A 14,038-nucleotide genomic window follows, 5' to 3' on the forward strand; every position below is an offset into this window, starting at 1 on the left:
GTCTGCGGAGGTTCAACCGGAAAAGGAGAAAAGGCATGGCATTGCCCGACTTTACCATGCGCCAGCTGCTCGAAGCAGGCGTGCATTTTGGTCACCAGACCCACCGCTGGAACCCGAAGATGAAGCCTTACATCTTTGGCGACCGCAACAACATCCACATCATTGATCTGGCTCAGACTGTTCCGATGCTGCAGCGCGCTCTGCAGGTCGTTTCCGACACTGTTGCCCGCAATGGTCGCGTTCTGATGGTTGGCACGAAGCGTCAGGCTTCTGAAATTGTTGCCGATACGGCTGAACGTTCGGCGCAGTATTACGTTAACGCGCGCTGGCTTGGCGGTATGCTGACCAACTGGCGTACGATTTCGAACTCGATCCAGCGTCTTCGCAAGCTTGATGAAATCCTTGCCAATGAAGCGCAGGGCTTTACCAAGAAAGAGCGCCTGAACCTTGATCGTGAACGTGAAAAGCTTCACCGTGCACTCGGCGGTATTCGCGATATGGGCGGCGTTCCGGACCTGATTGTGATTATCGACACGAACAAGGAAAAGATCGCAATCGAAGAAGCGCGCCGTCTGGGTATCCCGGTCGTTGCGATCGTCGATTCGAACTGCGATCCGGATGAAGTCGATTATCCGATCCCCGGCAATGACGATGCATCGCGCGCAATCGCACTTTACTGCGATCTGATTTCGCGTGCTGCCATTGATGGTATTGCACGTCAGCAGAGCGCTGCAGGTATCGATCTTGGTGCGATCTCCGAGAGCCCGGCTGAGCCGGCTCTTGATGAAGAAGCACCTGCTGCTGAAGAAGCAAGCTCCGACAAGCCGGCTGAGTAAAGCTGGCGATTTAAGAGCTGGACCTGGTCTGGCTCTTACTTTCGGGAATTCAAGTTTTGGGAATCGCGTTCAGCGCGCTTCCACTTTGGCAACCTGTCGCAAAGGCGAGGTTGTTCTTTTGGATTGATAGATGAAGTAGACTGTGTCGCGGCTTTAGCGGCAGTTGGTTTTTTCATCACTCTGTCATACTTACGGGTACAGTTTGTTGCCCAAACCGACGCGACCGGGGACGGGCGTCGCCATCAAAATGGATAAGAGGCAAGTTATGAGCACGATCACGGCTGCAATGGTTAAAGAACTGCGCGAAATGAGCGGCGCAGGCATGATGGATTGCAAAAAGGCACTGGCTGAGACCGATGGCGACATGGAAGCCGCAATCGACTGGCTGCGTGCCAAGGGTATTGCTAAAGCCGACAAGAAGTCCGGCCGCACAGCCGCTGAAGGCCTGATCGGCATTGCTGACTCCGGCAATGAAGCTGTTGTCGTTGAAGTTAACTCCGAAACCGACTTTGTTGCCCGCAATGATGCGTTCCAGGAGCTGGTTTCCGGTATTGCCGAAGTTGCTCTTTCGACAGACGGATCGGTCGAGAAAATCGCGGCTGCAAACTATCCGAAGACCGGAAAAAGCGTTGAAGACAGCATCAAGGATGCCATCGGCACGATTGGTGAAAACATGACGCTGCGTCGCGCAGCCAAGCTTTCTGTCGGTAACGGCGTTGTTGCATCCTACATTCATAACGCTGCTGCTGAAGGTCTCGGCAAGCTGGGTGTTCTCGTCGCTCTGGAATCGGACGGTGACAAGGAAGCTCTGAAGGCCATTGGCCGTCAGGTTGCCATGCACGTTGCTGCAACGAGCCCACTGGCCGTGCGCGCGGAAGAGGTGGACTCAGCTGTTGCTGATCGCGAACGTGCTGTTTTCCTTGAGCAGGCCAAAGAATCCGGTAAGCCGGCTAACATTGCTGAGAAAATGGTCGAAGGCCGTATGCGCAAGTTCTTCCAGGAAGTTGCCCTTCTTTCTCAGGCTTTCGTCATCAACCCCGACCTGACTGTCGAGGAAGCTGTTAAGGAAGCTGAAAAAGAAGCAGGCGCACCGATCAAGGTCGTCTCGATTGCCCGTCTCGCACTTGGTGAAGGTGTTGAGAAGGAAGAAGAAGACTTCGCAGCTGAGGTCGCAGCGACAGCTAAGGGGTAACCCCGTTTAGCGATTGAAATTTTGGGGGGCGCCGCGTGACATTGCGGCGCCCTTCGTGTATCCGGATTTTACTTTTTAGTTGGAGTTTAGGGCTTTGGACAAACCGGTTTACAAGCGTGTCTTGTTAAAAGTTTCGGGCGAAGCGCTGATGGGCGATCAGGGTTTTGGCATCGATGTCAACGTCGCTGATCGTATCGCGTCTGATATCGCTGAGGTTCGCGCTTTGGGCGTTGAAGTCGGGATTGTCGTCGGTGGCGGCAATATTTTCCGTGGTGTTGCGGTTGCTTCCAAGGGTGGCGAGCGTGTCACCGGCGATCACATGGGGATGCTCGGCACTGTCATCAATGCGCTGGCGCTGGCCACTTCCTTGCGCAAGATGCAAGTTGAAACCGTTGTTCTTTCTGCGATTGCAATGCCTGAGATCTGTGAATCGTTTTCTCAGCGCGCAACCCGCGGGCATCTGGACGCAGGCCGTGTCGTGATTTTTGCCGGTGGGACTGGCAATCCGTTCTTCACGACAGATTCGGCAGCAGCCCTTCGTGCGGCTGAGATGGGGGCTGAGGCGATCTTTAAAGGGACGCAGGTTGATGGAATTTATTCTGCGGATCCGAAAAAGCATCTGGACGCCGAGCGTTATGACCATCTGACCCACCAGGAAGTCCTTGCCCGTGGGCTTCAGGTCATGGATGTTGCGGCGGTCGCTGTTGCCCGCGAAAACAGTATTCCGATTATCGTGTTTTCGATTCACGATCGCGGCGGCTTTGGCCAGATTATGTCTGGTGGTGGTCGCAAGACAATTGTGACAGAATCCTGAATGAGTGATGATATGCGAGCCTCAAAAAAACTGGTTCGTGTGAGGAGATAAACAATGAGTGATGCGAGCGATCTAAGCGATATCAAACGCCGGATGGAAGCCTCTGTGAATGCCTTTGTCGGTGACGTATCGTCTCTTCGAACGGGCCGTGCTTCGGCTAATATTCTCGATCCGGTTTATGTAGAAGCCTATGGTTCTAAGGTTCCGTTGAACCAGGTCGCCAATATCACCGTTCCTGAGCCGCGCATGCTCTCGGTAAACGTTTGGGACAAGTCGATGGTTGCTGCTGTTGATCGTGCCATTCGCGAATCGCACCTCGGTCTTAATCCAATTATGGACGGTCAGACACTGCGCATTCCACTACCGGAACTGAATGAGGAACGCCGCAGGTCTCTGGTCAAGGTTGCCCATGAGTATGCGGAGAAAGCGCGCATTGCGATTCGTCATGTACGGCGTGATGGCATGGACGAACTGAAAAAGGCGGAAAAGAGCGGTGACATCAGTCAGGATGATAGCCACAGCCTATCGGATGATGTTCAAAAGCTGACGGATGACTCAATTTCGCGTGTCGACGACTTGCTTGCTGATAAGGAAAAGGAAATCATGCAGGTTTGACGTTATTGCGTTCACTGACCTGAAATTGAGTATCGATATGTCTCATTATGCAGCAGCAGCGAAACCGGACCATGTTGCCATCATCATGGATGGTAACGGTCGATGGGCGAATGGTCGCGGCCTTCGGCGTGTCATGGGGCATCGAAAAGGTGCTGAAGCTGTCCGGGTATCCGTCGATGCTGCCCGCGACAGCGGCATCGGTTATCTGACGCTGTTTGCCTTTTCTTCTGAAAACTGGAAACGCCCTGAGGATGAGGTCAACGATATTATGGGTCTGATTGGCCTGTTCGTTGATCGTGAGCTGGAGAACTATCACCGGCAGAACCTCAGATTCAGAATGATTGGGGAAAGGTCCGGACTCAGTGAGAGCGTGGTTAAGTCGCTTGAAAAGGCTGAAAAGCGGACTGAGTCCAATACCGGGTTGAACGTGATTGTCGCCGTGAACTATGGCGCGCGGGCGGAGATTGCAAAGGCAGTTTCCGCGCTGGCACAGAGCGTCAAAGACGGTCTTCTTAAGCCGGAAGAAATTACCGAAGCGCATATTGCCAGGCGCCTGGACACCGCTGGCATTCCTGATCCGGATCTCATCATTCGTACCAGTGGAGAACAGCGGCTTTCCAACTTCCTGCTCTGGCAGGCGGCTTATTCCGAATTTGTATTTTTGCCATGCCTCTGGCCCGATTTTTCCCGCGAGATGTTTTTTGACGCACTCGAAACATACAGTGTGCGTTGCCGCCGTTATGGCGGTGTTGAAGAGCATGTTAAAGCATTGGCAGGCTCTTGATGTCGCAGGAACTGAGGCTGCGTATTGTTTTCGGGCTTATCCTGGCCGTTGTTGTCCTTGCCGCGACATGGTTTGGCGGTATCGTTTTCAATGCGCTGGTGGTGCTCACAGGAGCGCTTGTCTTCTATGAGTGGACCGCGATGGGGCGTGTCCGGCTTGGCGCTGAGAAGTCTGCCGGCAGTCTTCTTCCCCCGGTTGGTGGTTTGCCGCATGTTGCTGGCTGGGTTTTGCTGTTTTGTGCTGCACTGGCTTTGATCGCCGGGCATTTTTCGCTGGCATTCTTTGCCGTCGTGATCGGTGCTCTGGTGCTTCGCTTCGTTTTGCCGGACGAAAGCGCACCGAACTGGCTTTCTGCCGGGCTGCTTTATGCCGGTATCTCGATGGTGAGTATCGCCGCCATACGCAGCGGCGGCGCCGGTTTGTTTGCCACGCTGTTCGTTTTCGCTGTCGTGTGGTCGACAGATATCATGGCCTATTTTGTCGGACGCTCTTTGAAAGGGCCAAAACTCGCACCTTCGATATCGCCTGGTAAAACCTGGTCAGGTGCCCTCGGCGGATGTCTTTTTGCGGTGATTGCCGGCCTCCTGATCTCTGTTTCCAATGGTGGACAGCCGGGTTTTGGTCTGGTGGTTCTGGTGGTGGTCATGTCTGCCTTTTCACAGGCAGGTGATCTTTTTGAGTCGGCACTCAAACGCATGTGCGGGGTAAAGGATTCAAGTCATCTGATTCCCGGACACGGTGGCGTCATGGACCGTGTGGACGGTCTTGTTGCCGCCGCGTTCTTGTTGTTTCTGGTGACGCTGGCTGCACGTATCGCCGACCCCGCACTCGGCAGCACCGTGGGCGACGTGCTCTGGCACTGGACTGGTATTGAAGCGCCAAACGGCGTCAGCGGAGCTTGAGGATGGATATCGGCTTTACTCATGCGCCCGGAATGATCGTGGCATTCCTGATCGCAATTTCATTTCTCGTATTCTTTCATGAGCTTGGGCATTATCTGGTCGCGCGCTGGTCGGGTATCCGCATACTGGCGTTCTCTCTCGGATTTGGTCCGGAACTGATCGGCCGTACCGATAAGCACGGGACGCGCTGGAAGGTCTGTGCCATCCCGCTTGGCGGTTATGTGCGTTTTTATGGCGATGAGGATGCCGCCAGCCGCCCGGATTTTGAAGGGCTTGATGCGCTGCCTGCCGAAGAGCGCGCGAAAACGTTCAACGGCGCGAGGCTATGGAAGCGTGCGGCAACGGTAGCGGCAGGTCCGATTGCGAACTTCATTCTCGCGATCGCCATTTTTGCAGTCATCTTCATGGTCTACGGTCGACCGGTGTCTGATCCGGTTGTCTCAGACGTGCAGCCTGGAAGCCCGGCCGCTGAGGCAGGTATTCAACCCGGCGACATCATGGTTGCGCTTGATGGGCAGAAAGTCAGCAATTTCTCGCAGGTTGTTCGCTATGTCAGTGTCCGTCCCGAGGTTCCGATTGTCGTAACGGTGGAGAGAGGCGATGAAGCGCTCAAGCTGAATATTACGCCTTCCCGGTATGAAGACGAGGACCAGTTTGGCAACCGAATGGAAATCGGTCGCATTGGTGTTGTTGCGAATCAGGAAACGGCAAACTTCAGGGTGGAGCGTTATGGACCGCTTGAAGCTGTCGGGCAGGGCGCGCTTCAAAGCTGGCATATCGTCGTCAGTACATACGACTATATCGTCAATGTCTTTGCAGGCCGCATGAAGGCCGATCAGATCGGAGGGCCGGTTCGCGTTGCCAATATGGCCGGGCAGATGGCGTCGCTGGGATTTGTCGCTTTTGCGAATTTCGCCGCGATTCTCTCGGTTTCAGTCGGGCTTTTCAATCTTTTGCCGGTGCCCATGCTCGATGGCGGACATCTTCTGTTTTATGCCATCGAAGCGGTTCGGGGGCGGCCCTTGTCCGCACGTATCCAGGAATTTGCCTTTCGTGTCGGGCTGGCAATGGTTCTGGCGCTTATGATCTTCGCGACATGGAACGATACAATCGGCCGGATGGGGTGAGGCGTTGCCAGCCTTTAACGCTTTGAGGGTCATCACATAAATACTCACGATTTGTGTATATTGCCGAAGTCGTGATTGTGTGTGATTGTTCTCTTGCGTTTGGCGTCTGAGATGCTAGGAAGCTAATCAACAATGGGGGCTCGGGAATGTTTCTTCCTGAATTGGCTTTTCATTAACGATGTTGCATAAAAAACGTGGCGGATTCGCCACGCTGGGCGGTGAAGTCGCTTTTGAAGCGGGTTGAGCTATTGCACGTTGCCGCTAACCTATTAGAACGAGTATTTGCAAAGCTTTCGTAGCGAATACTGAGCGAGTAAGAGGGTAGATTTTAGTATGGCCGGTTCAAGATTTTTGAACACTGTTTCAGGTGCGGCGTTGTCTTTTGCGGTCGCTGTGTCCGGCGGCGTTGTCGCATCTATCGCTATGCCCGCCAGCGCCTACGCAGCCGTCGTCAATAACATCGTTGTTAAGGGTACAGGCACCACGGGTACCGATGCCGTTAAGTCGAAATTGACAATCGTGCCCGGTAAATCCTTCAGCGATGCTGATATCAATCAGTCGATTCGCAATCTTTATAGCTCCGGCTATTTCTCCAATGTCGCGATCTCGGTCTCGGGTTCGACGCTTGTTGTTGACGTTACCGAGAACCAGATGATCAATCAGCTGGTTTTCAACGGTAATCGCAAGGTCTCGGACAAGAAGTTGCAGGGCGCTGTTCAGCTGCGCTCGCTCGGTCCGTACAATGAAGCTCAGGCCCAGCTTGATGCTCAGCGAATCAAAGATGCCTATGCCCAGATCGGACGTTCCGATGTTGAGGTGAATATCGAGACAGCCAATGTCGGCGATAACCGTGTGAATGTTGCCTACGTCATTGACGAGGGCGGCCGTACGAAGATCCGCAAGATCAATTTCGTCGGTAATGACACCTTTGCGAATGCACGCCTTGCTGGTGTTATTTTGACGAAGAAATCTACGCCGCTTTCCTTCCTGACGCGTAAGGATATCTACAATCCAGATCAGCTTCGCGCCGATGAGAGCATGCTTCGTGATTTCTACAATAATCACGGATTTCCTGATTTTCGCCTGATCTCGACCGATGTCGATTACGATGAAGACAGCAATAGCTATACGCTGACCTTCACCATGTCCGAGGGCGAGCGTTACAAGTTCGGTAATGTCGGTGTCTCAACATCCGTTGAAGGTGTTGACGTGGAAGGCCTCCAGCGCGAGATCGATACGCGCCAGGGCAAGGTCTACGATGCTGATAAGATTCAGCAGAGTTCTGAGTCCATCGCAGCTGCTGTTTCCTCGCAGGGCTATCCATTCGCCCAGGTTAATCCGCGTGGCGACCGTAACTTTACGGACAATACCGTATCTGTGAATTATGAGATCGATCAGGGTGTTAAAGCCTACATCGAGCGTATTGAAATTACGGGTAATACCCGTACGCGTGATTTCGTTATTCGCCGTGAGTTCGATCTCGCTGAAGGCGATGCGTATAACCGGGAAATGATTGCGCGCGCCAAGCGCCGTCTTGAAGGGCTTGGGTATTTCAGCTCCGTCAATATTTCCACGCAGCCGGGCAGTGCGCCTGACCGGGTGGTCATTGTCGTGGATGTTGAAGATGAACCAACCGGCTCTTTCTCCATCGGTGCTGGTTATGACGCCGAGGGTGATGCTCTGGTTCTGGAGCTGGGTGTTGAAGAGCGCAACTTCCTTGGTCGCGGTCAGTATATCAAGGCTTCTGCGGGTGCGGGTAACGACGATTCCCAGATTTATAACTTCAGCTTCACCGAGCCTTTCTTCCTGGGCTATCGTCTTGCTGCCGGTTTCGATCTTTATCGTGCTTACTCCTCTTCGCAGGATTATTACGACTACACCGAGACTGCGGGAGATATCCGTCTGACGGCTCCGCTGACAAACGAATTGTCGACGACACTGATGTATAGCTACCAGAACTTTGAATATGGTGGCAAAGGCGCTTGGTATGAAGATAAAAACCTTTCTCCGATCTTTCAGGATCTGATTGAAGGTGGTCCGTGGACAGTTTCTTCCATCGAGCAGTCGTTCAACTATTCCAGTGTCGATAGTCGTCGTTTGCCGCGTGAGGGCGTTCTTGCTGCTGTAACCAATAAGGTTGCAGGTCTTGGCGGTGACTCTAACTATTATGCGATCACCGGTAAGGCGCGTGTTTATCAGATGCTTTCCGATCAGGCCGATATCATTGGTTCGTTGACGGTGCGCGGTGGTTATGTCACGCCATTTGATGACAACCTCAACGTATTCGACCAGTTCACGATTGGTGGTCAGCAGATCAGAGGCTTCGAGCAGTCCGGTATCGGTCCACGCACAGAACAGGGTAACTCGCTTGGCGCTACGACCTACGCCACGATTTCTGCAGAAGCGAACTTCCCGGTTCCGCTCATTCCTGAGGATATCAGCCTGCGCGGTGCGGCTTATGTCGATGCCGGTACGGCATTCGGCAATAAGGTTGATGTCTCCAGCGCTGGTCCGATTGAAGGTACCGACTCTGCTCTGCGCGCTTCGGCGGGTATCGGACTGATCTGGAACTCACCATTTGGCGATCTGCGGTTCGATTATGCGATCCCGTTTGCCAAAGAAGACTATGATGAGGTCCAGCGGTTCCGTTTCGGTATCGCCAACACGTTCTGATCTTGTTATCCAGAGCATAGTTTTTCCAGTTCTGGAGTTCACTCGGATGAATCAGAGTCAGTTTTTTGATGTTGCCCGGCCCATTCGTCTCGGCGATTTGGCCGCGCACATTGGAGCTGAGTTGACCCTTCAAAACCTCGCGGACCGCGAGGTTGAGTCGATTTCGCCTATATATCGGGCCGGTCCGCTCGATATCTGCTATATTCAGTCGAAGAAAAGCGCGTCGGAGCTTAAAGAGTGCCACGCGGGTGCGGTTATTTGTCCGCCAGAGCTGAAGTCTGTTATTCCAAACGGACTTCCCGCGCTTGTCACTGACAAACCTCAGCTTGGATTCGCGCGTATTTCTGCGCTTCTCTATCCTGATGCAATGCGCCCGCAGTCTGCGGTCCCGTTATCTGCCGGGGTGTCGCCTCAAGCCGTTGTCGATCCTTCTGCCGTCATCGAAAAGAGTGTTGAGATTGGCCCGTTCGCAGTCATTGGTCCGCGCGTGGCCATTGGTGCCGGCAGCCGGATACTGTCCGGCGCTGTTATCGGTGCAGATGTCAAGATAGGGCGGAATGCTACAATTGCTGCACAGGCCTCCGTTTCCAATGCGCTGATCGGCAACAATGTCATTATTCATCCTGGTGCGCGGATCGGTCAGGACGGATTCGGATATGCACCAGGACCGGCTGGAATGGTCAAGCTTCCTCAGGTTGGGCGTGTTATCATTCAGGACGATGTTGAGATTGGTGCAAACACCACGATTGATCGTGGCGCCATGGATGACACGATCATCGGTGAGGGGACCAAGATCGATAATCTTGTCCAGATCGGACATAATGTCGAGATTGGCCGTCATTGCGGAATTGTCAGTCAGGTGGGTATCGCTGGCAGCACCAAGATCGGCGATGGTGTCATGATTGGTGGTCAGGCTGGGCTGAACGGGCACATCGAAGTTGGCAGTGGTGTTCAGATCGCGGCGAAAAGCGGTGTCTATGTTTCGATCCCGGCGGGTGCTCGCGTTGGCGGCAATCCGGCCCGGCCGATACGGATTCATTTGCGCGAGATAGCAGAAACCATGAAACGCGCTTCCAATGCAGGAGAAAAGCAAGGTGAGTGAGGGGACAAACGCAACGCTTGAGACGATGGAACTTCTGGACATCATGAAGTTTCTGCCTCATCGCTATCCTTTCCTTCTGGTTGACCGGATTATTGATATTGATGGTGATGATCGTGCCGTCGGTATCAAGAATGTTACAGCCAATGAACCACATTTCGTTGGTCACTTCCCGACAATGCCCATCATGCCGGGCGTGCTTCTGGTTGAGGGGATGGCGCAGACAGCAGGCGCGATTTGTGCACATAAGGCAGATGAGAGCGACAATCTCGTCTACTTTATGACGATCGACAATGCCCGGTTCCGCAAGCCGGTCGTTCCTGGAGATCAGGTTCGTTTCCACGTTGTGAAGCAGAAACAGCGACGCAGGATCTGGAAGTTTCACTGCGAAGCTTTGGTCGATGGCCAGATGGTGGCCGAGGCTGATATCGGTGCCATGATGGTACGCAAGGATGAAGAATGACTGATGTAGCCGGCTCCGCGCGTATCGACAAACGAGCTTTTGTCGAAGACGGAGCTATTATTGGTGAAAACTGTGAAATCGGGCCGTTTTGCTACGTCGGCAGAGATGTAGTGCTTGGCGACGACGTAACACTTATGCACCACGCTGTTGTTGAAGGGCGTACGGACATCGGTGCAGGGTGCCGTGTCTTTCCTATGGCGATTATTGGTGGTGAGCCCCAGAGTATTCGTCATGATGGCTCGCTCACCACGCTGAAGGTCGGTAAAAACTGCACCATGCGCGAAGGTGTTACGATTAACACCGGTTCATCGCATGGTGGGGGTAAAACAGTTGTAGGCGATAATAACCTGTTTCTGGCCAATTCACACGTCGGGCACGATTGTGTCATCGGTAGCAATGTTGTTTTGTCGAACAATGTGATGGTCGGCGGGCACGCGATCATTGATGATCGTGTCATTTTGAGTGGCGGTGCTGCCATTCATCAGTTTGTCCATGTTGGTAGGCAGGCTTTCGTCGGTGGCCTTGCCGGTGTCGTCAACGATATTATTCCTTACGCAATGGTTGTTGACAACCCGGCTTTCATGGGTGGTTTGAACGTTGTTGGCATGACACGCAGCGGCATGAGCCGGTCGGAACTGCATATCGTTCGCAAAGCATACAAAGCTATCTTTGCCGATGGGCGTGTCAGAGAAAATGCCAGCGCTGCGCGTGATGCTTTTGCCGGTCAAAGTGATGCCGCGCTTGAGATTATTGATTTCGTTTTGAACCGTGAAGGCGAACGCGCCCTTACAACGCCGGGCTCGCGCAGACGCGGTGGCGAAACGGGATGATGGGCACCGTTTCCGGCCAGGCGGCGGAACCTATCGCCATTATAGCGGGAAATGGCCTTCTTCCTTTTTCAGTTGCGCGCGCTGCCAGAGATGGTGGTTATGATCCCTTTATCGTTCAGTTAAGCGGTGAAGGTGAGCATGACTGGTCTGAGTTTCAGTCAATGGAAGCCTCGATTGGTGCTTTCGCACCTGTTGTTGCTTCTCTGAATGCGCGTCGTATCAAAAAGGTTGTGCTCTCAGGTGGCGTTACCGCCAGACCTGAGCTTTTATCGTTGCGGCCGACGATGCGGGTTCTCACATCGTTTCCTGCCATCTGGCGCACCGTTCGAAGTGGCGGAGATGACGCGGTTTTGCGCATGGTCATCGGGCTTTTCGAACGCGAAGGATTCCAGATTGTCGGTGCGCAGGATATCGCGGACGATCTGGTCGTCACAGCCGGACCCATGGGGCGATTGCGTGCAGATCAGGGCCTGCGAAAAGACATTGAGGCTGCAGCGCATGCGGCACTGACTGTCGGACGTATGGATATCGGACAGGGTGCGGTAAGCGTCGACGGGCGTGTCGTGGCGATTGAAGGTGCTGAAGGCACGGATCAGATGCTGCAGCGGGTTATCTGGATGCGCGAAGCCGGTCGCATTTCAAAACATCGGCCGGGTGTGCTTGTAAAACTTTGCAAGCCTCAGCAGGATACAAGGGCAGATCTGCCGTCAATTGGCCCCGAAACTGTTCGCGCAGCGGCTGCGGCTGGGCTGAGCGGAGTCGCCGTTGAAGCTGGTCGATCATTGATTCTCAATCGTCCTGAAGCGATTGCTGAGGCTGATGAGGCCGGATTGTTTATCATGGGGCTTGGTTCAGAGGTTCTCGAACCACTGCATTAGAGCGCCGTGCGTCCGTTTGGGTGCACGAAGGACGCGCTAACTTGTTGAACCTACGCATCGTGCCTTCCGATAATCGATTCCGATTTCTGGCCGATGCATTTGAGCACAAAAGGGCAAACTTTATGCCGGAGAAACTGTCGATTGCGGTGATCGCCGGAGAAGTGTCGGGTGATCTTCTGGGGGGGGACCTGATCGCCGCTCTTCGGCAGCGTTTCGAAGGTGAAATCTCTTTGATCGGTGTCGGCGGTGACGCCCTTGGAGCAGAAGGGCTCACATCTCTGTTCGATTATTCAGAGCTTTCGATCATGGGGTTTACGCAGGTCATCGCCAACCTTCCGACTCTGCTTCGCCGCATAAAACAGACAGCGGATGCGATCATCGAAGCAAAGCCAGATGTGATGGTGATCATTGATAGTCCGGACTTTACGCATCGTGTTGCAAAACGTGTGCGTAAGGCACTGCCTGATCTGCCGGTCATCAACTATGTCTGTCCGAGCGTTTGGGCATGGAAAGAATATCGGGCCCGCGAGATGAATGCGTATGTGGACCATGTTCTGGCCGTTCTGCCTTTTGAGCCGGCAGCCATGGAGCGACTGGGTGGGCCGCCGACAACATTTGTCGGTCACCGCCTGACGCGCGTTGACGGGGTTTTGGCTGCTCGGCAAAACATACAAGCCACGGGAAGAGAACCTGGCAGCACAATCCTGCTTTTGCCTGGTTCCCGTGGTGGGGAGATAAAGTCTCTGATGCCAGTTTTCCGTGAAGTGGCAGCCGAGCTTTCGGTCCGGAATGAAAATATACGTTTCATGATGCCGACCGTGCGCTATCGCGAGGCGCAAGTGCGCGAGGCACTGCAAGACTGGCCGGTTCAGCCTGAGGTCGTTCTTGGTGATGATGCAAAATGGGCGGCCTTCGCCAGTGCTGATGCAGCGGTTGCGGCTTCCGGCACGGTCATTCTGGAGCTCGCGCTCAGCGGTGTTCCGGTCGTTTCCGCCTACAAGGCGGATTTTATCGGCCGTTTCATGCTGAAAAAAATCTCGATCTGGTCGGCTTCACTGCCGAATCTGATTGCTGACAGCCCTCTTGTGCCGGAGTATTTCAATGACACGATGCGGGCAGGGGCGCTCGTGCGCTGGATGGAGCTTCTCTCGGGCGATACGCTTCAGCGACAAGCGATGATGGACGGCTTTGATCGTGTCTGGAATGCCATGAAGACCGATTTAGCGCCTGGTGAAAAAGCGGCCTCTGTCTTGCTGGACGTGCTGCGTCAATCACGCAACATGCCTCACTAGAGCGCCGTGCATCCATTCGGATGCGCAAAGGACGCTTGTCTTATGATTTTTCCCGGCTTTTCTGCGAAGAAGAGCCACTGACTGCCGCCTTCCACGCGGCGGTCAGTGGCGGTGGTCGGATCGCTAGGGGCTTGGTCATGAACCGCAAGGAACATGGACCGTGTTAGAGTGTGATCGGCCACCGTCTTCGCTCAAGGCCTGAACGGATACGCAGCAGCTTTTGGGCTCTGCATGACAAGCATAGGACACGCGAAGATGATGAATGATAGCATCGGCATCGATATTTCAAAAGACCGTCTCGACGCCTTTCGCCTGAGTGACAGGGCGCATCGAGCTTTCGCCAACACACAGGCAGGCTTTGACGACCTGCGGCGATGGCTTGGCGATAGCCCTGTCTGCCGGCTCGTCTATGAAGCGACCGGTCCTTATCACGGCGCCTTTGAATGCGCGCTCGCTTCCCGTCTTCCGCTCGTCAAGGTCAACCCGTTGCAGGCGCGACGGTTTGCCCAGGCACGCGGCAGCCGCGCCAAGAC

Annotated in this window: 14 protein-coding genes; all 14 read left to right on the top strand. The window is 54.1% G+C overall.

From position 1 onward, the window contains the following. The first annotated feature begins 35 nt into the window (after nt 1–35). Nucleotides 36–836 (top strand): 30S ribosomal protein S2, encoded by an 801-nt coding sequence (gene rpsB, locus EDC90_RS08365; RefSeq protein WP_132310449.1) that lies wholly within the window; start codon nt 36–38, stop codon nt 834–836. A gap of 265 nt (nt 837–1,101) precedes the next feature. Next, on the top strand, nt 1,102–2,028 hold the full coding sequence (tsf, locus tag EDC90_RS08370) for a translation elongation factor Ts (protein ID WP_132310451.1): 927 nt from the start codon (nt 1,102–1,104) through the stop codon (nt 2,026–2,028). Nucleotides 2,029–2,122: 94 nt separating this feature from the next. After that, nucleotides 2,123–2,842, top strand: a complete 720-nt coding sequence (gene pyrH, locus EDC90_RS08375) for a UMP kinase (RefSeq protein WP_132310453.1) — start codon at nt 2,123–2,125, stop codon at nt 2,840–2,842. A gap of 54 nt (nt 2,843–2,896) precedes the next feature. Continuing rightward, the gene (frr, locus tag EDC90_RS08380) at nt 2,897–3,457 is read left to right on the top strand and encodes a ribosome recycling factor (protein WP_132310455.1); all 561 of its coding nucleotides are present in this window, start codon (nt 2,897–2,899) and stop codon (nt 3,455–3,457) included. A gap of 37 nt (nt 3,458–3,494) precedes the next feature. After that, nucleotides 3,495–4,241 carry an isoprenyl transferase gene (locus EDC90_RS08385; RefSeq protein ID WP_132310457.1) on the top strand — a complete coding sequence of 249 codons (747 nt, stop codon included), beginning with the start codon at nt 3,495–3,497 and terminating at the stop codon, nt 4,239–4,241. Further along, on the top strand, nt 4,241–5,143 hold the full coding sequence (locus EDC90_RS08390) for a phosphatidate cytidylyltransferase (RefSeq protein ID WP_132310459.1): 903 nt from the start codon (nt 4,241–4,243) through the stop codon (nt 5,141–5,143). The genes EDC90_RS08385 and EDC90_RS08390 overlap by 1 nt, the downstream gene beginning before the upstream one ends. A 2-nt stretch (nt 5,144–5,145) precedes the next feature. Further along, entirely contained in the window at nt 5,146–6,270 is a 1,125-nt protein-coding gene (gene rseP / locus EDC90_RS08395) for an RIP metalloprotease RseP (RefSeq protein WP_132310461.1), read from the top strand. A gap of 333 nt (nt 6,271–6,603) precedes the next feature. Then, nucleotides 6,604–8,943, top strand: coding sequence for an outer membrane protein assembly factor BamA (gene bamA, locus EDC90_RS08400; RefSeq protein WP_132310463.1), 2,340 nt, complete (start codon nt 6,604–6,606; stop codon nt 8,941–8,943). 46 nt (nt 8,944–8,989) lie between these two features. Next, nucleotides 8,990–10,045: a UDP-3-O-(3-hydroxymyristoyl)glucosamine N-acyltransferase gene (lpxD, locus tag EDC90_RS08405; RefSeq protein WP_132310465.1), complete on the top strand. Its 1,056-nt coding sequence runs from the start codon at nt 8,990–8,992 to the stop codon at nt 10,043–10,045. A 25-nt stretch (nt 10,046–10,070) separates the two neighbouring features. After that, the gene (gene fabZ, locus EDC90_RS08410; RefSeq protein ID WP_207903878.1) at nt 10,071–10,505 is read left to right on the top strand and encodes a 3-hydroxyacyl-ACP dehydratase FabZ; all 435 of its coding nucleotides are present in this window, start codon (nt 10,071–10,073) and stop codon (nt 10,503–10,505) included. After that, entirely contained in the window at nt 10,502–11,335 is an 834-nt protein-coding gene (lpxA, locus tag EDC90_RS08415) for an acyl-ACP--UDP-N-acetylglucosamine O-acyltransferase (RefSeq protein WP_132310469.1), read from the top strand. The genes fabZ and lpxA overlap by 4 nt, the downstream gene beginning before the upstream one ends. Next, a complete protein-coding gene (locus EDC90_RS08420) occupies nt 11,335–12,213 on the top strand; it encodes a UDP-2,3-diacylglucosamine diphosphatase LpxI domain-containing protein (protein WP_132310488.1) in 879 nt (292 codons plus the stop codon). Before lpxA ends, EDC90_RS08420 begins: the two co-directional genes overlap by 1 nt. A 122-nt stretch (nt 12,214–12,335) precedes the next feature. Next, nucleotides 12,336–13,505 (top strand): lipid-A-disaccharide synthase, encoded by a 1,170-nt coding sequence (gene lpxB, locus EDC90_RS08425; RefSeq protein WP_132310471.1) that lies wholly within the window; start codon nt 12,336–12,338, stop codon nt 13,503–13,505. 255 nt (nt 13,506–13,760) lie between these two features. Continuing rightward, on the top strand, nt 13,761–14,038 hold a 278-nt coding region (locus EDC90_RS08430), incomplete at its 3' end, for an IS110 family transposase (protein ID WP_165972785.1).

This window comes from Martelella mediterranea (assembly GCF_004342225.1).
Classification (GTDB): Bacteria; Pseudomonadota; Alphaproteobacteria; order Rhizobiales; family Rhizobiaceae; genus Martelella; species Martelella mediterranea_B.